The 23,349-nt window shown below is 70.8% G+C and carries 22 protein-coding genes; 8 read left to right on the top strand and 14 right to left on the bottom strand.

Annotation, left to right across the window (positions count from 1 at the left end; genetic code table 11):
* Positions 1-7 precede the first annotated feature (7 nt).
* The 8 genes from Pflav_RS21945 to Pflav_RS21910 all read right to left on the bottom strand — a co-directional run bounded on the left by Pflav_RS21945 (position 8) and on the right by Pflav_RS21910 (position 7,998).
* Positions 8-793 carry an SDR family NAD(P)-dependent oxidoreductase gene (locus Pflav_RS21945; protein WP_173037820.1) on the bottom strand — a complete coding sequence of 262 codons (786 nt, stop codon included), beginning with the start codon at positions 791-793 and terminating at the stop codon, positions 8-10.
* Complete coding sequence (locus Pflav_RS21940; RefSeq protein ID WP_173037819.1) at positions 790-1,875, bottom strand: tartrate dehydrogenase; 1,086 nt, start codon at positions 1,873-1,875, stop codon at positions 790-792. The genes Pflav_RS21945 and Pflav_RS21940 overlap by 4 nt, the downstream gene beginning before the upstream one ends.
* Entirely contained in the window at positions 1,872-2,273 is a 402-nt protein-coding gene (locus tag Pflav_RS21935; RefSeq protein ID WP_173037818.1) for a MaoC/PaaZ C-terminal domain-containing protein, read from the bottom strand. The genes Pflav_RS21940 and Pflav_RS21935 overlap by 4 nt, the downstream gene beginning before the upstream one ends.
* Positions 2,270-3,145, bottom strand: coding sequence for an FAS1-like dehydratase domain-containing protein (locus Pflav_RS21930; protein WP_173037817.1), 876 nt, complete (start codon positions 3,143-3,145; stop codon positions 2,270-2,272). Before Pflav_RS21930 ends, Pflav_RS21935 begins: the two co-directional genes overlap by 4 nt.
* Positions 3,142-3,636, bottom strand: a complete 495-nt coding sequence (locus Pflav_RS21925; protein ID WP_173037816.1) for an FAS1-like dehydratase domain-containing protein — start codon at positions 3,634-3,636, stop codon at positions 3,142-3,144. The genes Pflav_RS21930 and Pflav_RS21925 overlap by 4 nt, the downstream gene beginning before the upstream one ends.
* Before the next feature lie 3 nt (positions 3,637-3,639).
* Positions 3,640-4,566, bottom strand: coding sequence for a dihydrodipicolinate synthase family protein (locus Pflav_RS21920; RefSeq protein WP_173037815.1), 927 nt, complete (start codon positions 4,564-4,566; stop codon positions 3,640-3,642).
* A 756-nt stretch (positions 4,567-5,322) separates the two neighbouring features.
* A complete protein-coding gene (locus tag Pflav_RS21915) occupies positions 5,323-6,363 on the bottom strand; it encodes a LacI family DNA-binding transcriptional regulator (RefSeq protein WP_173037814.1) in 1,041 nt (346 codons plus the stop codon).
* 132 nt (positions 6,364-6,495) lie between these two features.
* A complete protein-coding gene (locus Pflav_RS21910; RefSeq protein WP_269474528.1) occupies positions 6,496-7,998 on the bottom strand; it encodes an FAD-dependent oxidoreductase in 1,503 nt (500 codons plus the stop codon).
* Between the two features lie 166 nt (positions 7,999-8,164).
* Between Pflav_RS21910 and Pflav_RS21905 the strand changes: the two genes are divergently transcribed.
* From Pflav_RS21905 to Pflav_RS21880, 7 genes are all read left to right on the top strand, one after another.
* Positions 8,165-9,343: an enolase C-terminal domain-like protein gene (locus Pflav_RS21905; protein WP_173037812.1), complete on the top strand. Its 1,179-nt coding sequence runs from the start codon at positions 8,165-8,167 to the stop codon at positions 9,341-9,343.
* Positions 9,344-9,348: 5 nt separating this feature from the next.
* Positions 9,349-10,644, top strand: coding sequence for a hypothetical protein (locus tag Pflav_RS21900; RefSeq protein ID WP_173037811.1), 1,296 nt, complete (start codon positions 9,349-9,351; stop codon positions 10,642-10,644).
* A gap of 94 nt (positions 10,645-10,738) precedes the next feature.
* On the top strand, positions 10,739-11,563 hold the full coding sequence (gene galE / locus Pflav_RS21895; RefSeq protein ID WP_232071733.1) for a UDP-glucose 4-epimerase GalE: 825 nt from the start codon (positions 10,739-10,741) through the stop codon (positions 11,561-11,563).
* Complete coding sequence (locus tag Pflav_RS43815) at positions 11,560-12,927, top strand: MGDG synthase family glycosyltransferase (RefSeq protein WP_232071731.1); 1,368 nt, start codon at positions 11,560-11,562, stop codon at positions 12,925-12,927. The genes galE and Pflav_RS43815 overlap by 4 nt, the downstream gene beginning before the upstream one ends.
* A gap of 33 nt (positions 12,928-12,960) precedes the next feature.
* Positions 12,961-13,710: a polysaccharide deacetylase family protein gene (locus tag Pflav_RS21890; protein ID WP_173037810.1), complete on the top strand. Its 750-nt coding sequence runs from the start codon at positions 12,961-12,963 to the stop codon at positions 13,708-13,710.
* A complete protein-coding gene (locus tag Pflav_RS21885; protein WP_173037809.1) occupies positions 13,701-14,561 on the top strand; it encodes a DMT family transporter in 861 nt (286 codons plus the stop codon). The genes Pflav_RS21890 and Pflav_RS21885 overlap by 10 nt, the downstream gene beginning before the upstream one ends.
* 151 nt (positions 14,562-14,712) lie before the next feature.
* Positions 14,713-15,477, top strand: a complete 765-nt coding sequence (locus Pflav_RS21880) for a hypothetical protein (RefSeq protein ID WP_173037808.1) — start codon at positions 14,713-14,715, stop codon at positions 15,475-15,477.
* Between the two features lie 419 nt (positions 15,478-15,896).
* Here the strand turns inward: Pflav_RS21880 and Pflav_RS21875 are convergent, their stop codons facing one another.
* Complete coding sequence (locus tag Pflav_RS21875; protein WP_173037807.1) at positions 15,897-16,394, bottom strand: response regulator; 498 nt, start codon at positions 16,392-16,394, stop codon at positions 15,897-15,899.
* Positions 16,395-16,978: 584 nt separating this feature from the next.
* Entirely contained in the window at positions 16,979-17,428 is a 450-nt protein-coding gene (locus Pflav_RS21870; RefSeq protein ID WP_173037806.1) for a MarR family winged helix-turn-helix transcriptional regulator, read from the bottom strand.
* 97 nt (positions 17,429-17,525) lie between these two features.
* Here Pflav_RS21870 and Pflav_RS21865 point away from each other — a divergent pair, with 97 nt between their 5' ends.
* A complete protein-coding gene (locus Pflav_RS21865; protein ID WP_173037805.1) occupies positions 17,526-18,002 on the top strand; it encodes a nitroreductase/quinone reductase family protein in 477 nt (158 codons plus the stop codon).
* A gap of 21 nt (positions 18,003-18,023) precedes the next feature.
* Here the strand turns inward: Pflav_RS21865 and Pflav_RS21860 are convergent, their stop codons facing one another.
* The 4 genes from Pflav_RS21860 to Pflav_RS21845 form a co-directional block, all read right to left on the bottom strand.
* Positions 18,024-19,061, bottom strand: coding sequence for an alpha/beta hydrolase (locus Pflav_RS21860; protein WP_173037804.1), 1,038 nt, complete (start codon positions 19,059-19,061; stop codon positions 18,024-18,026).
* Positions 19,062-19,113: 52 nt separating this feature from the next.
* Positions 19,114-19,959 (bottom strand): helix-turn-helix domain-containing protein, encoded by an 846-nt coding sequence (locus Pflav_RS21855; RefSeq protein ID WP_173037803.1) that lies wholly within the window; start codon positions 19,957-19,959, stop codon positions 19,114-19,116.
* Between the two features lie 92 nt (positions 19,960-20,051).
* Positions 20,052-20,876, bottom strand: a complete 825-nt coding sequence (locus Pflav_RS48870) for an amidase (RefSeq protein WP_173037802.1) — start codon at positions 20,874-20,876, stop codon at positions 20,052-20,054.
* A gap of 23 nt (positions 20,877-20,899) precedes the next feature.
* Positions 20,900-23,311, bottom strand: a complete 2,412-nt coding sequence (locus Pflav_RS21845) for an amidase family protein (RefSeq protein ID WP_173037801.1) — start codon at positions 23,309-23,311, stop codon at positions 20,900-20,902.
* Between the last annotated feature and the right edge of the window lie 38 nt (positions 23,312-23,349).

Here is a 23,349-nt window from a genome sequence, read left to right as displayed (position 1 = left end):
AGGGCACTCAGACGATGGCGGCGCCGCCGTCGACGAAGAGGGTGGCGCCGGTGACGAACGACGACGCCGGGGAGAGCAGGAAGGTGATCGCCTCGGCCTGCTCCTCGGGCTGGGCCAGGCGGCGCAGCGGGATGCCGGGCCGGAACTGGGCGAGCGATCCTTCGATCTTGTCGCGGAGCACCTGCGGCCCCTCGTCGGTGATCGCCTTGCGGATCATCGGGGTCTCGGTCACGCCCGGCGCCACCGCGTTGACCCGGATGTCGTGTGTGGACAGTTCGAGCGCCAGCACCCGGGTCAGGTGGAGCACGGCGGCCTTGCTGGCGCAGTACGCCGACTGCGCCCATCGCGCGGAGACACCGGTCACCGAGGCGATCGTGACGATCGAGCCGGGCGTGCCGTCGGCCACCATCACCCTGGCCGCCGCCCGTACCGCCACGAACGTCCCGGTCACGTTGACCCGCTGGGTGCGCTCGAAGACCTCCAGGTCGAGGTCGAGCGCGAGCGCGGCGGTCTGCCGTACGCCGGCCGCGGTGACCAGCCCGTCGAGGCGGCCGAAGCGCTCCCGCACGGTGGCGAACGCGGCGGCCATCGACTTCTCGTCGGTGGTGTCCGCGGCGACGCCGATGGCCGTCCCGCCGTCCGTGGACAGGTCAGCGGCCGCGTCCCGTACCAAATCGTCGTCGAGGTCGAGCACGGCGACGCCGGCGCCTTGGCCGACCAGTTGGCGTGCCGTCGCCAGGCCCATGCCACCGGCTCCGCCGGTGATGGCCACGACCTTGCCGGAAAGGCTCATCGTCCGCTCCCTGTCTCGAGCGGGCGGGACGCGAGCGCATCCCGCACCGCGGCGGTGACCTGGGCGGTGGTCGCGGTGCCGCCGAGGTCCGGGGTACGCGTACCGCCGGCGAGCACGTCCTCCATCGCGTCCACCACCTCGGCCGCGGCCGCGGAGTGCCCGAGGTGGTCGAGCATCAGCGCGCCGGACCAGATCTGGCCGAGCGGGTTGGCGATGCCCTGTCCGGCGATGTCGGGTGCCGAGCCGTGCACCGGTTCGAACATCGAAGGGTGTCGCCGCTCGGGGTTGAGGTTGGCCGACGGCGCGATGCCGATGCTGCCGACGATCGCGGCGCCGAGGTCGGTGAGGATGTCGCCGAAGAGGTTGGACGCGACCACCACGTCGAACCGGCGCGGGTCGAGCACGAAGAGGCCGACGAGCGCGTCGATGTGGTACTCGCGCGTCTTCACGTCGGGGTAGTCGCCGCCGATCTCCCGGAACAGCTCGTCCCAGAACGGCATCGTGTGGATGATGCCGTTGGACTTGGTGGCCGAGGCGAGGTCGCCGCGGCGGGTGCGGGCCAGGTTGTAGGCGTAGCGCATCACCTGCTCCACGCCGGCCCGGGTGAAGACCGCTTCCTGCACGGCCATCTCCCGTGAAGTGCCGCGGTAGAGGCGTCCGCCGATCTCCGAGTACTCGCCCTCGTTGTTCTCCCGGACGACCACGAAGTCCAGGTCGCCCGGCTCGATCCCCCGAAGTGGACTCTCGATGCCGCGCAGCAGCCGGACCGGACGGAGGTTGACGTACTGGGCGAATGCGCGGCGCATCGGGATCAGCAGGCCCCACAGCGACACGTGGTCCGGGACGCCCGGGTAGCCCACCGCGCCGAGGAAGATGGCGTCGAAGGCGGCCACCTGGTCGAGGCCGTCGGCGGGCATCATCCGGCCGGTGCGGGTGTAGTACTCGCAGCTCCAGTCGAACTCCGTCCACTCCAGACGGAAGCCGTGCCGCTCACCGGCGAGGGCGAGCACGTCCTGGGCGGCCGGTACGACCTCCCGGCCGATGCCGTCGCCGGGGATCGTGGCGATGCGGTGTGCGGTCATGCGCTCGGTCCAAACACGACGGTCGCGGTACCTTTCGTCGTCACCTGCCGCTCGGGGTCTTCGGTCCACAGCTCCAGCTCCACCGAGTCGGCGGCAGTGGCGGTGACCCGGCCGTGGCAGGTGATGGGTTGGGCGGGGAAGTCGTTGCGGCGGTACTGCACGGAGAAGCGGCGCACCCACGCGTCCGGTCCGCACCACTCGGTCACCAGCTGGCCGAGGAACGCGGCCTTCAGCAGTCCGTGCACGATTACGCCGGGGAAGCCGCGCTCCCGCGCGTGGGCGTGGTCGTAGTGGATGCGGGCGTAGTCGTTGGCCGCGCCGGCGTACCGGACCAGCTGCTCGGTCGTCACCACCTTCACCAGAGCAGGGAGGCGGTCACCGACCTCGACGTCTCTCATGCCTTGACCCTCCGCTTCAGGTCGTACGCCATGACGTGGCCCATCCGGGTCCGCGCGACGAGGTCACCGGCGGCGTCGAGGAGGTCGTTGGTGCGTACCCGGAACAGCAGCCGCCCCGACCCGCCGTCCCGCTCGTACACCTCTGTGTAGCTGGTGACGACCGTGATGACGTCGCCGGCACGGATCGGCCGCTCGTACTCCACCTCGTTGAAGGCGTTGCCACCACCGGTCTTCGCGAACGGGATCTCGTCCAGGACCTCGGCGTCGAGGAGCATGTCCCGCCGCTCCACCGGGTCGAGGGCGGCGAAGAACGTGAGCGGCGCGACGGTGTCCGGGCCAGGGTCGCCGACCGCCGCGCGGAAGCGGGCGATGTCGCCGGCGGTCACCTCGTACGTGAAGCGGCCGGCCTCCTGGCCCAGCCGGACCGCTGCCTTCAGGCGCTCGGTGGCAAGCGTCTCCTCGTCCGTGCTGGCGGGTCTGAGGTGGACGGTCGCCGTACCGGTCACGGTCTTGTCCCCGTCCGCGCCGGCTACCCAGACGTCGCACTCCACCACGTCGTGGCCGGTCGCGGCGGTGACCGCGGTGACCGTGCCGCCGAAGGTGAGTGCGGCGCCGACCAGGTCCGGCCGGCGGTAGCGGCAGTCCAGGCGGGCGAGCGTGCCGCGACCGTCCAACCAGGACTCCAACATCGTGGCGAGCAGGGCCGCCTTCCACGGGCCGTTGACCACAGGGCCGGCCATGCCACGGGCGGCCGCCGCCTCCGGGTCGAAGTGGATCGGCGTGTAGTCGTCGATCGCGGCGGACCAGCGGACGACATGCTCCAATGTGGCCGCGTCGACGGTCAGTGTCGGGATGGCCTCGCTCACCCTCATGACACCCGCTCCTCGTAGCTGACGCTTGTACCGCGGGCGACACCGACCTGGTGGCCGTCCTGATTCCAGGCGAGGACCTCGATGACGGTGAGCACCATGGGCCGGCCGTCCGCGGTGGTGCGCGGGGTGATCGCCGCGATCCGGGCGACGAGCGTCAGGGTGTCGCCGACCCGGACCGGCCGTACCACCTGCCACTGCGAGCCGCCGTCGATGGTGCGGGACAGTGGTCGCGGGCGCGGCAGGCCGAGCGCCTCGGCGGCCACGAGCGGGTCGGGGCAGAAGAACGTGGGGGGTACCACCGACCCGACCGCAGGGACGACGGTCGGGTCGGTGCTCCCCGCACCCCCTCCGGCGGCCGTGGCCAGCCGGAAGCGGTGCACGTCGGACGCCAGCACGGGCCGGGTGCGCGGCGCGCTCACCGTGCCGACCAGCGCGCGCAGCTCGCGGCGCAGGGCGGCCGGCTCGGTGGCTCGTACGGGCGCGGCGGCCATGGCTCAGGCCGCCTCGATGCCGGCGGCCTTGAGCGCCGCGGCCACCTCTTGGGCGACGAGGTCGTCCATCGGCATGAGTGGCGGGCGCACGGTCGCGTGGCGCAGCACGCCCCGGTGCACCAGGCCGAGCTTCATGACCGGGGTCGACTCGATGTGCGAGCGCCGGTGATAGACCACTTTGGTCAGTGGCGCCATCCGGTCGTACGCCTCCTTGGCGGCGGCGTAGTCCTTGCGCCGCGCCTTTTCCAGCAGGTCGACCATCAGGTCCGGCACCAGCGCGCCGTACCCGACCAGGGCGCCGTCGGCCTCCCACATGGTGTGCAGCAGGAATTCGTCCTGGCAGGTCAGCACCGGCACGTCGGGGAAGCGCTGGCGGATCACCGGAAGCTCGGTGTCCCACCGGATCATGCTGCGTGCGCCGTCCTTGATGGCCACGACGCCGTCAAGCTCCAGAATGGACAGGATGGTGTCCAGGTCGTACGTCGCGTGCGTGGCGTCCGGGAAGTTGAACAGGATCATCGGCAGGCCGGAGGCGGCGCGCACTGCCTCGTACCGCTCGCGCGGCGCGCCCTCCTGGTAGCCGAAGCGCAGCCAGCTTCCGGCGGGGAAGACCAGCACCGCGTCCGCGCCGGCCTCGGCCGCGTCCGCCGCCTCGCCCGCCACCACGCGGCTGCCGTCCCCGCCGACGCCGGCGATCACGGCGAGGCGGTCGCCGACGGTCTCCTTGGTCAGCCGGATCACCTCGATCCGCTCCTCGCGGGTCAGCGAGGTCCCCTCACCGGCGTGGCCGTTGACCACGAGCCCGGTCACCCCGGGAATCGATTCCATCCATTGTGTATACGAAACAAGCGCGTCGCGGTCGAGATCACCGTCGGTCGTGAAGGGAGTGATGGTCGCGGGAAGGACGCCTCGGAACGTGCTTGCAGCCATGAAGAAGCCCCTCTGAGCTGTGAGGATTCGCGTGCTGACGCTCGGCCGGTGAGCCCGGTCGGCTGGTGGGGGATGGACCGCGGAGCGGCGCTTGTCGTAAGGCTGAACGTAGGCGTTGGTATCGTTTTCCACAAGGCTACGAGGTCATTTCGTGACCGTCGGCTGAGGTCTCGTTGGCTGTTACGGTCGAAACACCCGCGTAACCGCGATTCTTTTGTCCCGATTCACGCGCCGCTGCTAGCCGCCTGCCAGCGCGGTGCGGCGTCCGGCCGCGGGTGGCGTGGCCTGAAGACCTGCTTGAGAAGCCGGATCAGAGCTACCGCGACGTCCGCTGTGGTCGAGACCGTCGCTCCCGCGGCCTCACCCTCCGCTGTTCACACCCGCCGCCGCGCCCAGTGCCTCCGCTAGTGCGGGCCCGAGCGCTCGAAGATCCCGACAAAATCCCCGATTTTGCTGTCACCTCTCGCCCGGGGAGCGGGCGCGTCGCCCGGGGAGCGGGCGCACCGCCCCGGGGAGCGGCCCCACGTCTTCTGGCATCCGTGGGAACAGATCGTGGTATCGAACGGTCCCTATAGCGGCAGCTCAATACCACGATCTGCGAAGCCTGCCGGGCGGGAGGCCGGGTGGTCGTGAAGCGCGGAGGGTGAGGCCGCGGGAGCAGCGGTCCGGACCACCGCGGACATCGCGGTAGCTCTCGAAATTCGCATTTCTATTCAGGACGGCGTCCGGAGCGCCATCCGTTTCTGAGTGATCGGGTCAGCTGACCGGGAGCTCCGCGTCCGCCGGCGTTACGAGGGCCGTGGTGGAGGCGCGGCGGCGCAGCTCGGTCGGCAGGACCACGGTGCGCGGGAAGCGGCTCACCCCGGTCAGCCGGTCCAGCAGCAGCGCGGCCGCCGTGTGCGCCATCTCCTCGGTGTTGCGGGCCAGCGCGGTGATCGGAGGGTGGTGCAGGGCCGCGATCGGGATGTCGTCAAGGCAGGCCAGGGCGAGGTCGCGGCCCACGCGCAGGTTGCGCCGCTGTAGCTCGCGCAGCACCCCGACCAGCATCGGGTTTGGGCCGACCACGATCGCGGTCGGCGGGTCCCCGTCGTCGAGCAGCTCGGCTGCCAGGCGCTGGCCGGACTCCGGGGTGGCACGGGCGTCGCGGATGAAGGCCGACGCGACCGGTATGTCCCGCTCGTCCAAGGCGTCGACGAAACCGCGCGTGCGCTCGCGCCCCGGGTACGTGGTGCCGCGCAGGCCGGTCAGCAGCGCGATCCGCCGGTGACCCCCGTCGAGCAGATGGCGGGTCAGCTCGCGGGTGCCCCGGTGGTGGTCGCTGAGCACGGCGCTGGCCGCGTCGGCGGTCTCGATCTGCCGGTCGAGCAGCACGACCGGGATGGGCAGGTCGCGCAGTGCCTGTCGCAGCTCGGCCCGGGTCTCGTCGACGACCATCACGACCAGCCCGTCGGTGCGGCGCTGGCGTAACAGGTGGACACTCTCGACGTCGCGGTCCGGGTCGCCGTGCGAGTTGGCCAGGAGCACCGTGTAGCCCTTGTCGCGCAGCTTCACATCGAGCGCGTCGACCATCTCGGCCAGCAGTGGGTTGATGATGTCGCTGACGATGACCCCGACGGTGTGGCTGGAGCCGCGGCGCAGGCCGGCTGCCATGAGGTCCGGCTTGTACCCGATCTCGTCCACCGCCGCGAGCACCTTCGCCCGCAGCGCCTCGCTGACGTTGGGGTGACCGCTGAGGACCCGTGTGACGGAGGCCGGCGCAACGCCCGCGCGCCGGGCCACCTCCTTGATCGTGGTCATGCCGGTGGCCGTCTTCCGTAGTGCCGGTCACTGTCTGTGCGGCGGATGCTGAGGAGTATAGGTCGGGCCCGGCCGCCGGGCCGCCCACTCACGCCGCCTCCTCGCTTCGCGAAGAGACGCCAGGTGGCCCACTCACGTCGCGTGCCTCCCCGCCCGACCGCCGCTCGCGCGGCCGTCGCCACCGGCGTTGGCCCTGGCCAGCGCCCGTCCGGCGAGCCGACCCGAGGTCATCGCCCAGGCGATGTGGTGACCGTGGCCGAGCAGCAGCATCCCGCCCTGTCCGACGCCGCCGACCGCGTACAGGCCGGGGATTGGCACATCCGAGGTGTCGAGCACGCGCAGCTCGTCGTCCACCGCGAGGCCGCCCTCGGTGACAGTGAGCATGCTGTGCACAGGGCCCATCGCGACGAGCGGGGTGCCGAGCGCCCCTTGGCGTACCGACTCGGCGAGCGCGGCCGGGTCGACGCCGATGCGCTCGGCCAGCTCCGTCGCCGTGTCCGCCTGGAACACAAGGTCGGGCCGCCCGCGGCGGTAGTCGTCGAAGTACGCGAACGCGATGCCGGGCGCGGTGGAGATGGCGTTGGGCGGGCGGTTGAACGCCGCCGCGATCCCCGCATCGAACACGATGTACCCCCGACCACCGTCCTGACTGGACAATGGTGCCACGGACTCCTTCTCGTCGCAGAAGCGCTCGCCGGCGTTGTTCACCAGGATGGCGCCGTGCGCGAAAAGCGTCGCGGCGGGCGAGGTGTGCGTGATGAGCAGCGACTTGACGAAGGGGCGCAGCGCCGACGCGGGCAGCCGCTGCACCAGGAACGCCTCCGCCTTGCACAGCCAGCGCCAGGTGGGCAGGCGGCTGACCAGCCCGGGGCGCTGTGGCGGTGCGAAGCGCAGCTGGGGCCCGAACGTCACGTCCATCCGCCGCCAGGCCGCGCCCACTTCGGCCGCCAGCCGGTGGCCGTCACCGTTGGCGTACGGGTTGATCGGGTGGGCCGCTGCCGCGGCGGGGGAGAGGTGCTCGTGGCGCATCTTCGGGTTGCCGCTGAAGTCGCCGCTGGCCAGTACGACGCCGTGCCGCGCCTCGACGGTGACATCGCCGGTCGGGGTACGCAGCACGGCGCCGGTCACCGCGCCCGAGGCATCGCGGACCAACTCGGCGACCTCGGTGGAGAGCAGCACCTCGACCTTGTGGCGGCGGGCGGCGTCGGCGAGGCGGGCGATGTACGCGCGGGAGCTGGGCACCACGTTGTGCATGCGGGAGACCCGGTGCGGCGCTTCCGGGTACGGGCCGACCAGGGCCACGCCCAGCGACTCCAGCCAGGCGACGGTGGCCGCCGACTCGCGGGCCAGCAACTCGCGGAGGGCGGGCGCGTCGCCAGTGAGCAGGGCCGGCTTGAACGCGACCATGTCTTCGACGAAGTCGGGTACCGAGTCCTGGACGCCGGCGCGGGCCTGGAGGCGGGTGCCGGCGGCGGTGATCGAGCCGACCGAGAGCGCGGTGGAGCCGCCGAGGCGGGGCTGCTTCTCGGCCAGCAGCACGCGGGCACCGTGCTGGGCGGCACTGACCGCGGCGGCGAGCCCGGAGCCGCCACCGCCGATCACGAGGACGTCAGTGGCGCGCGTGGGGGCGGCCATGGGCGGCTCCTTCCTGGTCGCAGGTCTTGGAATCGTTATCACCATACGTCTCAGTCGCGTTGTGGAATAGGTCGCTAGCCGCTTCAACGCGAATGAGACCCGTGTTACGCTCCGGCAACACCCGTGAGATCGTTTCCAACAGACCCTTGACGGGAGTTTCCCCCGCATGCGCATCGTCGACATCCGCGAGCTGACGGTCCCCATCGAGGCGGACATGTCGAACGCCTTCATCAACTTCTCCAAAATGGACGTCAGCGTGCTCGCGCTGATCACCGACGAGGTGCGCGACGGCCGGCGGGTCGTCGGGTACGGCTTCAACTCCAACGGCCGCTACGCCCAGGCCGGCCTGCTCCGCACCCGGGTCATCCCACGGGTGCTGGAGGCCGCACCGGACGCGCTGGTCGACCCCGCGACCGGGCATCTCGACCCGGACCGCATCTGGGCGGCCGCCATGCGCGACGAGAAGCCGGGCGGTCACGGCGACCGCGCCGTCGCGATCGGCATCCTCGACATGGCCGCCTGGGACTTAGCCGCCAAGCTCGCAGGCCTCCCGCTGCACCGCCTGCTCGCCGGCCTCGAGATCCCTGGTCGCCCGCCTGCCGCGCCAGCGGAGAAGGTATGGGTGTACGCCGCCGGCGGCTACTACTACCCGGACCGTGGGATCGACGCGCTCCAGGACGAGATGCGCGGCTACCTCGACCTCGGCTACCGCACCGTGAAGATGAAGATCGGCGGCGCCCCGCTCGCCGACGACCTGCGGCGGATCGAGGCGGTGCTGGCGATCCTGCCCGACGGGTGCACACTCGCGGTCGACGCCAACGGCCGCTTCACGCAGGACGAGGCGATCGCGTACGGCGACGCGCTCAAGGCCTACCCCCTGCACTGGTACGAGGAGCCGACCGACCCGCTGGACTACGCCGCGCTGGCCGAGCTCGCCGCCCGGTACCCCGGCCCGCTGGCAACGGGCGAAAACCTCATGTCGTTTCCGGACGCCCGCAACCTCGTCCGGTACGGCGGGCTCCGCGCCGACCGCGACGTGCTCCAGATGGACCCGGCGCTCAGCTACGGGTTCACCGAGTTCCGCCGCACGCTCGCCACCCTGTACGACGCCGGGTGGAGCCCGACCCGCTGCGTCCCGCACGGCGGCCACCAGTTCAACCTCGCCATCGCCGCCGCGATGCCGCTCGGCGGCTGCGAGTCGTACCCCGGGATCTTCGCGCCCTTCGGCGGCTTCGCCGACGGCTACGCGATCGAGGACGGACACGTGCGGCTGCCCGAGGAGCCCGGCATCGGGCTGGAGCTCAAAGCGTCCCTGGGCAAGGTGCTGCACGAGCTAGCGGCCTGACGGGGGTGCCGGCCGGACGCCGATACCAGCCGCTGCCCGCCACGCTGCTCGCGGCGGCGGTCGTCCTCACGATCGCCGGCCTGGCCTGGCGACCGGCGACGCTCGGCGCGGGCGCGCTCACCTGGGTGGCCGGTGCGCTGCTGCTGGGCCGGCTGGGTCGGCGATACCGCGCCGTCGTGCTCGCGCTCCTGGCGGCCGGCACGGCCGGCGTCGTGGTCGGGCTCCTGTTCGGGGTACGGCCGGACTGGCGGCTCGCCCTGGCCGGCAACCAGCCACTGATCAGCATGCTGGCGGCGGTCACCTTCGTCCGGCTGGTCGCCCCACGCGGTGGCCCGGACCACGCCGCGCCCACCGGCCGCGCCGCCGTCTGGCAAACCACCGCCGCGGTACACGCCTTCGGCTCCGTCATCAACGTGACCGCGCTCGACATCGTGGCCCGCCGCGTGTTCCGCGCGCTCCCGCTGGCCCGCCCCGAGCTGATGGTGCTCTCCCGCGGCTACTCGGCCGGCGCCTTCTGGTCACCGTTCTGGGGCGCGTCGGCGGCGGTGCTCACCTACGCGCCGGCCGCCCGCCTCCCGGTCCTCATGCTCATCGGCGCCGGCCTGGCCGCCACCGGGCTGGCGATCAGCGGGCTTCAGATCACGCGCGCGTTCGGGCCGGACGTGGAGAAGTTTCGGGGCTTCCCGGTCACCCGCGACGCGCTACGGCTGCCGGTCGCGCTGATGGCCGCCGTGCTCGGCCTGCACCTGCTGCTCCCGGGCGTACCGGTCACCGGGATCATCATGTGCTGCGCGCCCGCCATCACGATCGCCATCCTGCTGCGCCGCCATCCCCGCCGTACCGCGGCCCGGCTCGCCGGACACACCCGGCGATCCTTGCCGGCGATGAGCGGCGAACTCGCGATGTTTCTCTCCGCCGGCCTGCTGACCGCCGGTTTCAAGGCGGTGGTCGAGGTGACCGGGCTGGGCCCACCGATCACCCAGTTCGGGGTCCTGACCGCGTGGCTCCTGATGCTGCTCATGGTGGCGCTCTCCGCGGTGGGCGTACACCCGGTGATCACCATCGCGGTCGCGGCCAGCGCACTCGCGCCACTGCACCCCGACCCCACACTCTTCGCCATGGCCGGCCTTGTCGCCTGGGGCGTACAGGCGGCCGGCGGCCCACTCTCCGGGCTCAACGTGGTGCTTCAGGCCCGATTCGGTGTCGATACGTTCACCATCGCGCGATGGAACTTCACGTACGTCCTGGCCATCATCGCGCTGGCGTACCCCGCGCTGTGGGCCTGCGCCCAGATCGCCTAGGCCGTCCCGCGCGAGTTAGATCGGGCATAGAGGGTAATCGGCCGCCGTGGCGTGGTTGGTGACCGGAGGGGCTGGATACATCGGCGGTGCCGTCGTGCGGGGTCTACTCGACGCCCGCCACCGGGTGGTGGTGCTCGACGACCTGTCCACCGGCGACGCCGCCGCGCTGCCGGCAGAGGTGCCGCTGGTGCGCGCGTCGGTGACCGATCCCGCCGCGGTCCGCTGGGCGCTGATCACGCACGCGGTCACCGGGGTGGTCCACCTCGCCGGGCGGAAGTCGGTCGCGGAGTCGGTGGCGCGTCCGCTGGCGTACTACCGGCAGAACGTCGCCGGCACGCTGACGCTGGTGGAGGCGATGGCCGAGGCCGGGGTACGCCGGATCGTGCTCTCCTCCAGCGCCGCGGTCTACGGGGCGCAGGAAGCCGAGACGATCAAAGAGGAGGCGGTACCGCGGCCGATGAACCCCTACGGCGCGACAAAGCTGGCCAGCGAGTGGGTCGTCGGCGACGCGGCCCGGGCGGGCAGCCTGAGCTGCGTCATTCTGCGCTACTTCAACGTCGCCGGGGCCTGGGCCGGTGCCGCAGACAGGCCCGCCGATGCCCGCCGGCGTACGGGCACCGGCCTGGTACCGCTGGTCGTCGAGGCGGTCGCCCGCGGCGAGTCCCCGACCGTGTTCGGCCACGACTACCCGACCCCGGACGGCTCCTGCGTCCGGGACTACGTACACGTGCGCGATGTGGCCTCGGCACACGTCGCCGCGGTGGAGGCGCTGGTGGGTGGGGGCGGCGACGCCGTCTACAACGTGGGGTCCGGCGTGGGCTACTCGGTCGGGGAGGTGCTGGACACGATCCGGCGGAGTACCGGAATCAATTTTGTGGAGCTGCACGGCGGACGGCGCCCGGGCGACCCCCGAAGGTGATCGGATCGATCGAGAAGATCCGGCGCGAGCTCGGCTGGCGACCCCGGTACGGGCTGTCCGAGATGATCCACGACGAGTGCGAGATGCGTGGCGTCGCGGCCCAGCGAAGCGCGGCGCGCAACCCACCGATCGGCGCTGCGGCCAGCGCGGCCCGCATGCCACCGACCGGCGCGGCGGCCGGCGCGGCGCGCAAGCGACCGATCGGCGCGGCGGAGCGCGGCGAAGCGCGGCGGCCACCGCTCGAAGGGGCGGAAAACGGTGAGCGGGACCCCCGGATCGTGGTCTTCTCCGCGGGGGTCGGCGCCGGGCACACAGGTGCCACCCAGGAGCTGACGCGCCGCCTCCAGGAGCAGGGCTTCCAGGTGGACTGCTGGGATCTCGTCGAGGTCTTCCCGTGGCGATCGGGGCGGCTGCTCCTGCGTCTCTACCACGGCTTGCTGAGCAGTGTGCCGTGGACTTACGACGTTTTGTTCACCACCGGCGAGCGCTTCCCCGGCGCCGCGTCGGTTACGCGGTCGATGCTGCGCCCGCTGCGGCGGCAGTTCCTGCGACTTGTGCCGCCGGACACCCGGGCGGTCGTGTCCACCTTCCCGATCGCGAGCCAGATCCTCGGGCCGCTGCGCGCCCGCGGACACCTGGAGGCGCCGTTGATCACTTACCTCACCGATTTCGGCGTGTACCCGAGCTGGGTGTCACCGGGAGTGGACATCCACTGTGCGGTGCACGAGACGACCCGGGCACAGGCCCACCGGTACGGCGCCACGGACGTACGGGTAGCCGGGCGGCTTGTCTCGAAGCGGTTCCAGCCGGCCTCGGCCGAGGCGAAGCAGCAGGCGCGGGTACGGTTCGGGCTGCCCGCCGAGGGGCGGCTCGCGCTGCTCGTGGCCGGATCGTGGGGTGTGGGCGACGTGATAGCGGCGGCGGAGGACATCGACCGTACCGGGGTGGCGATCCCGGTCGTCGTCTGCGCCCGCAATACCGCGATGTACCGGCGCCTGAAGCGGCGGCAGCTCGGCCACCCGCTCGGCTGGGTGGAGGACATGGCCTCGCTCATGCACGCCGTGGACGTCCTGGTCGAAAACGCCGGCGGCCTGACCGCGCTCGAAGGCTTGGCCTGCGGCCTGCCGGTCGCCACGTACCGCCCGATCCCTGGGCACGGCAGGGTGAACGCCGCGACGATGGCGGAGGCGGGCGTGGTGGCGTGGGTACGCCGGCGCGAGGCGCTCGGACCAATTCTCCTGGAGCTCATCGAGGGCGCGCGCGGCGAGCGGCAGCGGGAGGCCGGACTGGCCCTCTTCGAGGCGGACCCGGCGACCCTGATCGCCGAGGCTGCCAAGAGGGGCCTGGCCAGCCGTGAGCGTTGAGCCCAAGCGGTCCTCGTCGCCCGACTCCGCCCAGTGATCGGCGTATCTGGCCGCATCGGCGCGGCCAGGTTAGCCGCCGCTGCGGGGCTCGCGGCGGTGGCGCACTGCGCGCCGGCACTCACCGCACTGACCCGGCTGCGGATCAGCCTCTTCCCGCGCCTGGCCGGGCTCGGCGATCCCGATCATGTGGCGCTCACCTTCGACGACGGGCCCCACCCGGCCTCGACACCACACTTCCTCGAGGCGCTCGGCACCCGCGGCGTACGCGCGACGTTCTTCCTGCTCGGCTCGATGCTGGAGCGCAGACCCGAACTCGGCCGGGACCTGGTGGCCGCCGGCCACGAGGTGGCGGTGCACGGGTGGGCACACCGCAACCTGCTGCTGGAGCGGCCGGCCGCGACATACTACGAGCTGGCCAGGGCGCAGACGCTGATCGCCGAGACGACCGGCACCCGGCCGCGCTTTTTCCGCCCGCCGCACGGCATCCTCAGTCTGCCGGCGCTGCTGGCCGCCCGGAAGCTGGAGCTGACGCCGGTGCTGTGGACTCGCTGGGGCAAGGAGTGGACCCGGTCGGCCACGCCCGGCTCGGTCTGCGACACGCTGACCGTTGGGCTCACCGGCGGCGCCACCGTACTGCTACACGACTCCGGCTGTACCTTCGTCTCCGGCTCCTGGCGGTTTGGCCTGGCCGCCCTGCCCCGGCTGCTTGACCACTGCGCCGAGCGCGGGCTACAGGTCGGGCCGCTGGGCGAACACTGGCGCGGAGTCGCGTCGTGCAGCTGATAGCGGCCCTGTTCGCGTTGGGCTCGGCCATATGCACTGGGTTAAGCTCCGCGCTCCAGCAACGGGCGGCGAAACGGGAGCGACACCGGCGGGCCCCCGATCCCCGCCTGCTGATCACGCTTCTGCACCGCCCGTTGTGGCTCTTCGGCTGGATGCCCGACCTCGCTGGCACCGCACTTCAGGCGCTGGCGCTGCGCTTCGGCCCGCTCGCGCTGGTGCAGCCGCTGCTCGCCAGTGGCCTGTTCTTCGCGATCCCGATCGAGTCGGCGATGTCCCGGACCCGGCCGCATTCGCGTGACCTGATCGCGGCCGCGCTCGGGCTCGCCGGGCTGGCGACTTTTCTCGCCACCGCCCAGCCGGGAGCGGGCGTCACCGACCCGTCCGCCGGGGCCTGGCTCAGCGTCGGGGCGGTGGTCGGCGCCGTGATCACCATCTGCCTGATCGTCTCCACCCGTACCACCGGCGCCGCGCGAGGCGGCGTGCTCGGCGTCGCCACCGGCTTGTTCTACGCGATGCTCGCGTCCCTGCTGAAACCGATCACCACGATGCTCAGCGAAAAACCCATCTCGGTACTGACCAGCTGGCACGTCTACGCCCTGGCCCCGGTCGCGATCGGCGCCCTGGCGCTCACCGCTAACGCCTTCCAGAGCGGGCGACTGGCCGCCCCACTAACCGCGCTGACGCTTGTCGACCCGGCCGCCAGCGTGCTGATCGGGGTACTCGCCTTCGAGGAGAGGCTCGCTCTCGGCTGGGTGCGCATCATCATCGAGGTGGCCGCTGTGGCCGTCATGGTGACCGGGATCTGGCTCGCCAGCACCCGCCGCCATTTGGTGGCCGCCGCTGGACATTAGATCTCCCTGGCGGCACTCACGTGATCAAGGAGTGCGTGATCGCGTTCGCTGCCCGGCCGCCCTCGCGGTCTGGCCGGCGGCTACTCTGTGCCGGTTCTGTGGCGAGTGCGGGCGGTGTGAACAGGAGTGACGCGTGCGCAGTGTTGGGGCAGTGCGGATCGCGTTCGGATTGGCCCTCGCGCTTAGCGTGGCCGCCGGCTGCGGGGGACCGGCCGAGGTGGTGAAGGACCCAGTGGCGGGCGTGAGCTCTGCGCCGTCTGCCAGTCCGTCGCCGACGATCAGCGCCGCGCAGGCTCTTACGGCGGCCGCCCGCAAGCTCAACGAGCAGACGTTGGGCATCGGGGTCACGACGGGGGGCGACCTGGTCGTCCACGGGGATGTTGATCCAGTAGCCGGCAAGGCGCGCATGATCGTGTCCGTGCTCAGCAGCCGGCCTATCGTCGGCATGGAGTTGGTCCTTACCGATGGCGTGATGTACGCGAAGGTCGCCCAGATGCCCGGGGTTCCGTACGGCTGGATGCGCCTGGACGGCAAGGCCTTGTCCGGTACCCACCTTGATGTCTTGCCGGAAAAGGATCCCGCGGGCGCCAGCCAGCTCCTTGCTGGCTTGGTCTCGGCTGAGCGGGACGGCTCCGGTGGTTTTCGCGGCACGCTCGATCTGACCAACGTGCCGACCGCGGCCGCCTACCGGCTGAAAGGGCTGGGCGACAGGGCGAAAGCGGTGCCGTTCACCGCCCGGGTCAACGACCGGGGCCAGCTCACCCTGCTGGACATCGACTTGGAGGCCGTCGTCCCGGGCGCCCGCAACATCAAGGCGCAATACACCGACTTTGGCCAGCCGATCAGCGTCACCCCGCCGCCGGCCGCGGAAACCATCGACGCCCCCGCCGACGTCGTCGCTCGCCTCAAAGCCTGATCACGACAGCATGGCCTCGGCGTCATGTCGCGGTTGGGTGCTCGGTTTGTCCTGATCGACGCTACAGCGGACGCCGTCTAGCAGATCGTGGTATCGAACTGCCTCTCCACGGGCGGTTCGATACCACGATCTCTCGCGTACACCGACCCGACCGCGTCGATCGAGGAGGTGTACGCGGCCCGTTCGACAGGTCGCGCTACTGGGGGTTTGGGCTTGGACCGCGGACCTGGCAGCGGAGGTCGGGGAACTCGGCGAGCGCCAGCGAGCCGCCGACCTGCGCGGTGCCCGCGGGAGCATACGGTCTGCAAGTGACGGGGACCGGGGAAGAATCCATCTCAAAGGAAGTCGAATGTGATCCCGACCCTGAAAGGTCTCTAGTCCGAGTGGAGCCTGACGAGCCCCTGGCGCGGGCCAGTTGCTCAGGAGTCCGGGTCCGCCTCGGTCCGGCTGCTGTCGTGCTGGGGTGGGGCGGGCTGGCGTCGCGGGAGGCGGACGGTGTGACCGTAGAAGGTTCGGATCTCGGCGAGCACTCTTTCGAAGTCGTCGAGGTCGATGGGTTTGGTGACGTAGGCGTTCGCGTGCGCGGTGTAGCTGTCGTCGATGTCGCTGGGTGTGGCGGAGGTGGTGAATACCACGACCGGGATGGCTTTGAGGTCGTCCTCGGATTTGATCACCGCCAGCACCTGCCGGCCGTCCATCCGGGGCATGTTCAGATCCAGCAGGATCAGGTCTGGTCGAGGCGCGTCGGCGTATCTGTCCTCCCGACGCAGGAACGCCAGCGCTTCGGTCCCGTCTTCGACGTGGTCCAAGCTGACCGGGGCCAGGTGGTCGGCGAAGGCACTCTCCACGAGGGCGAGGTCGCCCGGGTCGTCTTCCACAACCAGTACCCGCAACGGTGCCGTCTGGCCATCTGTCAAGGATAAGCAACCTTCTATGCGTAGCGACGCCCGAGTGGGTAGTCAAGGCCCGAACGGCGTGCTGGCGGGCCGCGGTGAGCGTACGCCGCGCGGCGGTCGCCCGCACGACCTGCCCGCACGACTCGCTCCGAGGATCGAACCAAGGTGCGAACTCGTCGCGGGACTTCTACGCTGGCGCTGATGGATCGTGATGACCCCTGCACACAGTGTGGTGGCCTGGTCGGCAGCGAACGGACCAGTGCCCATCCGAGCGGTGTCATCGTCGAGTACGGGCGCTGTTCGTGTTGCGGCGCTCTGTATCGACGGGTGACCGAGTTCGGAGAATATGACCTTTCCTCGCGACCGTGGGTGAAGATGACGCCGCCACCGTCGCCGACATCGTTGCCGTTTCGGCGGCGCAGACACCGCTTCGCCGGACCCCCACGACGGCAGCCTGGGACGGTTCGCCCTCGCCGCTGACGGCCGACCGCCGGGGCAGGTACCTGCCATCGCCGCCTTCGGCGTCTTCTCCGGCATGGGTTGCGACCCCTTGATGAAGGCCCCGCCGCCGCCAGCATCCAGGTTCGCAACCGGGTTGGGTGCCCTCACTCCACCACGTCGAGGCGGCGTAGCAACTTGCCCATGATGCGGCGTAGGTCGGCCACGTCGGTGTCGGTGAGCCGGTCGTCGAAGAGCGCTGGCCGGACCGCCAGTATGAGTCGGTAGCTACGGCGGACGGCGGCGACACCGTCGGGTGTCAGCGCGGCGTAGGTCAGCCGGCGGTTCTGCTCGTCGGTCTCGCGGGAGACCCAGCCACGCTCGACCAGCCGGTCGACGAGGCGGGTCGCGCCGCCGCGGGTCATCAGCATCCGGTCGGCGAGGGCGGACATGATCAGCCGCCGGTCCGGGGTGTTGGCGAGAAACCAGAGCACGTCGTGCTCGGCCGCGGTCACCCCGGCCTCGGCCTCCAGGCGGCTGCTCAGCGCCTGGCGCAGCAGCCCGCAGGCCTGGTGGAGCTCGAGCCAGGCCAGCTCCCGGGCGCCTCCCACCTTCACCCGACCGAGACTAGCAGGCTTGATCAGGATACAGTTGCGGAGATAACCGTTAACGAGTTAACTGTTGCTCGGTCAACCCTCAATCTTGGAGGCATTGATGAGCTTCACCATCGGAAGTGGTACTCGAGGCGCCCGCCAGCCCCGCGGCAAACTGCTGGTGTGGTTCAACAAGCTCGTCATCAACCGGATCCGCCGCAGCGGCGGCAAGGTCATGGGCATGAACGCGTTGGTCCTGACCACGGTTGGCGCCAAGAGCGGGATTGAACGGCGGACCCCGGTCGGCTGGTTTCCGGGCGGCGACGGCCGCTGGCTGATCGTCGCCTCCGCGGCCGGAGCGCCGAAGAACCCGGCATGGTATCACAACCTCGCCGCGCATCCCGACCGGGCGCAGGTCGAGGTGGGCGGGCGCACGGTCGCGGTGGTCGCCGAGCAGCTCAACGGTGCCGAACGCGAGGAGGCGTGGCGGCAGATCACCGCCGCCGCGCCGCGCTTCGCCGAGTACCAGGACAAGACCGACCGAGAACTACCGATCATCCGCCTGACTCCCCGACCGGATTCCGCGTCCGGCACCTGACGGCCACCGGCCCGGCGGGCGTCAGTGCAGGTGGGTCCGAAACCAGGTCGCCGCCTCGGCGACCACCCGGCCGACATGCTGGGGTTGGTCGTAGAGGTCGTTGTGCCCGACATTCTCCAGCAGCACCAGCCGGCGCGGTCCGGTGAGTCGGTCGTAGATCGCTTGGTGGTCCTCAGGCAACGTCGAGCGGTCCAGGGCGCCCACGGCCAGCAGCCCGGCCCGGGGACCGACGAGGTCGACGGGGTGCCGCACGTCGTGCACGAGGATGGTACGCAGGGACAGCGTGGACGCCCTGTTCTGCCAGCGGGCCGCCGCGCCGCGGGCCGTGCCGTAGTACTCGGTCGCGATGTCGCTGTTGAACAGTACGGGCTGGGTGTCGGGCACGTCGGAAGTGCGCACGATCGGGATGTACTCCATCTTCCCGGTCCGGTGGTAGCGCTCCAGCGCGGCGGTCTGCTCGGCGAGGGCGGCCGCGTAGGCGTCCGGTCCGCCGAACAGTTGGCGGATTCGCTGCGGGTCGTGCAGGCCGGCCGCGATCGCGACGAACGCGCCCACCCGCGGGTCGACCGCGGTGAGCTTCATCGCGAGCCCGCCGCCGATCGAGACGCCCAGCGCGCCGATCCGGCCCGAGTCCACAATGGCCTTCTGCCCGATGAGGTAGCTGACCGCGGCCTGTAGGTCGGTCAGGCGGTCCTCGTTGTCCTCGTGCTGGCGAGGCTCGCCGCCGCTCTCGCCGAAGCGCCGTTGGTCGAACACCAGCGTGACGAAGCCCGCGGCGGCGAGCCCGTGCGCGTAGCCGGTCTGGACAGACTGTTCCTTGACCGATGTCATCGCGTTGGAGAGGAGCACGGCGGGGCGTGGCACCCGCCGGCCGGTGGGGATGCGCAGGTGGCCGACGAGCCGTACGCCGTCCGGTGCCGTGAACGTGACGCGCCTGAGCGTGACACCGTCCTTAGTGGAGGGCGCGGCTTGCGCTGGTGTGCCGGTGGCGAGCAGCGGCGTGGCCGCCAGTGCGCCGCCCATCGCCAGTACCCGCCTGCGGTCGAATGTGTCATCCATGCCGGCAGAGTTTAGGAATGCCCCACCTCATGGGTATTGCACGATATTGCGGTCAGCCGACCAGCCGGCGGACCAGCTTCCGGTGCGGGCCGCGGCCGGCCCACGAGTCGCGAAACTGGCGTGGTGTCATGCCGTACGTCCGGGCGAACGTGCGCGCGAAGTGCGCCTGGTCGTGAAAGCCGGTAAGCACGCCCGCCTCGGCCAGGGGCGTGCCCTGGCGGATGAGTTCGCAGCCGCGGTCGAGTCGCAGCCGCAGATGCAGCGCGTGCGGTGGTAGGCCGAAGTGGGCGGCGCAGGCCCGGGAGACGCCAAAGCGGCTGGTGCCGGCCACCTCCGCGAGCGCGGCCAGCGTGATGTTGCGGTCCAGGTGGGCGGCGAGGTGGTCGCGGGCCGTCTCGGCGATCGCCGCGGCCCGGTCGGTGGCCAGCGGTGTCCCGACGCCGGCCTGTTTGGCCAGCGCGGCGACCAGGTCGACGAGGCCCGCCTCGCAGGCCAGCGGCGGTGCCTGCGCCTCGAACAGGCCGAACAGCTCGACGAAGCGGGCGGCCAGGGCGGTGTCAGGCAGCACCGGCGGGTCGAAACGCAGCCGGGCCGGTTCGGTCACCTCGGCTACCAGGTCCGCGGGCAGGCACATCACCCGCCACCGACCGGCCGGGTCGTCCGGCCTGCCGACATGCGCCGCACCAGGGTGGTGGACGACAAGACGACCCGGCGGAACGCGGTACGTGGCGCCACGCCGCTCGACCGTGCCGCCGTGCCCCTCCAGCAGCACCAGCTTGAAGTCGTCGTGCACGGCGTCGCGATATGCCTGGGCGGGACCGGTCAGGAGAACGACGTCGGTGAGGAAGTCGGGGCTCCACGGGCCACCTTCCCCGGGCGATGGTGAGGCAGCGACCACGACGGCCGAACCTACCGCTGCCAACCGAAGGCCCGCCGAAAGGGGATGGCCCGTGCCTGGTGCGGCACGGGCCATCCATTCGTGGTTGGTGTTCACTTGCGCAGCAGGCGGTCTCCGGGGTTGCAGAACTGGCCGGTGAAGAACGTGCTGCCCGGTACGCATCGCCACATGCTGGGGTTCGTCCAGCTCGGCGCGAGACGGACCTGGGTGGCTTGTTCGAGGGCGTAGCCGCCGGCGAGCAGCTTCGCCTCGCTGTACGCGGTGCCCACCAGCGTGACGCCGATCGGGTTGCGGCCGGCCGATCCGGTGCCGTATCCCGCCGGGATGGTCAACGCCGGGTAGCCGGCACGGTCCGCGACGTTGATCAACGCGTTGCTCGTCGGGACGAGCACAGCGTCGAAGTCGTCCGACGGGTCGGCGGGCGTGCCGTTGTTGAGGACCGTGTCGATGACGGCCTGGCTGGCCGTCTTGCCGGCGGCGAGATCCGCGGTGTAGGTGGCCAGCGTGGCCGGGTCGGTCAGGTCGACGGCCTGGTTGGCGACCAGCTGGGTCTGCTGGTACTTCAGTCCCTCGACGGGGTGCGCGTCGTTGTAGGCGATGATTTCCTGAAGCGACTCCGGGGCCTTGCTGCCCTTGGCGAAACGACCGCCGAGGTACGCGTCAAGGTCCCGCTTGAACTCTGTCTGCACGATGCTCGGCGTGGCCGGCGCGGGCCCGATGGTGACCGGGACCGTTGTCGCACCGGCGGCCTGGAGCGCCGAAACCATTGCCGGGTACGGGCCGGTGGTGCTGGAGATTACGGCGATCCGCTTGCCCACCAAGGCGTTCGGGGTGAGCCCCGCGGTGTAGTCGGCGACCGGTGGCGCAGTGCTCGCCGGGTCGGACCTGTCCTTGCCGACCAGCACGTTGAGTGTCATCCCGGCGTCATAGACCGACCGGGTCAGCGGGCCGGGGAGTCTTGCGACTTCGCCACCGGCAGCACACCGGTCCGGCTGACCAGACCCACCGTCGGCTTCAGACCGACGACGCCGGCCGCGTCCGCCGGAGCCAGCAACTGTGCCGTATCCGTGGACGTCTCCATGCCGATGGTCAGCGCCGCCAGGCCGGATGCCGTCGCCGCCGCCGAGCCGCCGGAGGAGCCGGCCGGGGTCTTGTCAGTGTCCGAGGGCAGCAGCACCTGCCCGCCGAGCGACGAGTACCCCTTGGGCATGTTGCTGGAGAAGACCCCGTTCAGTTCGCTGACGTTGGTCTTGCCCAGGATGAGCGCGCCCGCCGCCTCGAGCTTGGCCACCACCGTCGAGTCCTTCGCCGGCTTCAGGTCCTGCAGCGCGATGGAGCCACCCGTGGTGGCCATCGACGCCGTGTCGAACGAGTCGTCGAGGAGCACCGGCAGGCCGAGCAGCGGTCCTGGTGCCTTTGGCTTCTTGCCGTGCTTCTTGTCGTCGCGGTACTTCTTGAGGACCTTGTCGGCCTCCTTGGCCTCCTTCAACACGTCCCAGTTGAGGTCCCGGACCGCCTGGGTGGCGGGCCCTTCCGCGTTGGTCAGGCCGATGCGGTAGAGGTAGGCCCTCGTCAGGTCGACCGCCGAGATCTTGCCGTCGAGCAGCTTCGTCCGGAGGCTGGCCGCGGTCTCGGTCTCGAGCGAGAACGCCAGCGGCGCCGGGCGGCCGCCGAGCATCCGCATGACCTGGTCGTAGGTCGGGTTGCAGTCACCGCGCTTGGCGAACGGCTGCGCCGGGACCGTCTGCGCGCACCGGTACATGCTGGGGTTCACCATGCCCGGGGTCTGGCGCAGCTTCGTCGCCTGCTCGATGACGTACGCGACGCCCAGGATGTCGCGTTCGTCGTAGGCGCCGCCGTGCACGTTCACGTTCACCGTGCGACGCGTCGTCGAGTTGTACCCCATCGGGACGGTGATCTGCGGGTACCCGGCGCGGGCACCGTTGGACACGCTGCCGAGGATGGCGATGAAGTCGTCGGTGGAGTCGTCCGGCGTGTCGTTGGTCATCATCCGGTCGATGCCCTGGTGCGAGAGTTGCTTGCCGACAACCAGATTGTTCCGGTACTGGACGGAGGCTGCCGAGTCCGGGTTGATGTCCTGCGCGAGGGCGGACTGGTGCGTGCCGTTGCCGAACTTCAGCGCCTGGTGCTCCTCGCTCTGGTTGACGGCGACTTCCTCGGCGAGGCTGTTGATCGGGGCCTGCGGGCCGAGGTGCTGGTAGTAGTGGTCGATGTCGCGGTGCGCCTCCCAGCTCAACACGCTGCCCGGCACGCCGGGTGGGCTGATGACCGGGCGCTCGACCATGATCGCGCCGGCCTGTACCAGCGCGTCGTAGGCGATCTTCAGTGGGGTGCCCTCGGTCAGCGTGCCGTTGTAGCCGATCCGCTTGCCCCGCACGAAGTTGGCATCGAGCGCGGACAGGTAGTTGGGCAGTTCGTGCGGCACCGGCGGGATGATGTCGGTGTCGTTCACGCCCGGTCCCCAGATCCCGGCGTAGTACGCCTCGTTCTCCGGGTCGTACCCCGACATCGTCTGAAGCAGCAGCGCGGCGTCGCTTACCGTGCCGACCATCGGACCGGCGGTGTCCTGGGAGGCCGAGATCGGTGCGATGCCGTATCCGGGTACCAGGCCCACCGTCGGCCGCAGGCCCACGATGCCCTGGGTGGAGGACGGCGAGATGATCGAGCCGGAGGTCTCCGTGCCGACGACGAGGGTGGCCAGTGAGGCGGCGGCCGCGGCACCGCTGCCGGACGACGAGCCGCTCGGGTTCTGATCGGCGTCGACGGCGTTGACCACCTGGCCGGTGAGGTTGGCGAAGCCCGAGGGCTGGCTGCCGAAGAAGTTGGCGTACTCGGACAGGCCGAGCTTGCCGAGGATGACGACGCCGTTCGCCCGCAGCTTCTTGACCAGGCCGGCATCCTCGGCCGGGTACGAGTTGCGCAGTGAGAAGTTGCCCGCCGAGGTGTACATGCCCTTGACGTCGATGAGGTCCTTCATCAACACCGGTAGGCCCATCGCCGGGCTGAGCTTGATTCCCTTGGCCCGCAGCTTGTCGTAGTACGCCGCCTCGGCGAGCGCGTTCTTGTTGAGCTGGGTAACGGCGTTGAGACCGGGCCCGCTCTTGTTCAGCGCGTTGATCCGATCCAGGTACATCTTCGTGAGTTCGACCGAGGTCAACTTACCGGCGTCCATCATGGCCTGTAGTTGCAGCCCGGTGACGCGTTCGAGGTCGATCACCGGCGGTTTGTGTCGCGGCGTCGCCGCGGCGGGGCTGCTCGCCGTCGCGGCGGTCATCGTGACCGCCATGGCCAGGCTTAGCAAGGCCGTCGCGGCACGAGGTGGTCTGTGCACGGAGGCTCCTTCGTCCAGTTTGGACATAGGTGCGCCGG

The sequence above is a fragment of the Phytohabitans flavus genome (assembly GCF_011764545.1).
GTDB lineage: Bacteria > Actinomycetota > Actinomycetes > Mycobacteriales > Micromonosporaceae > Phytohabitans > Phytohabitans flavus.
Note: the sequence above shows the minus strand (reverse complement) of the source record. Positions and strands in the feature narration are given on the sequence as shown.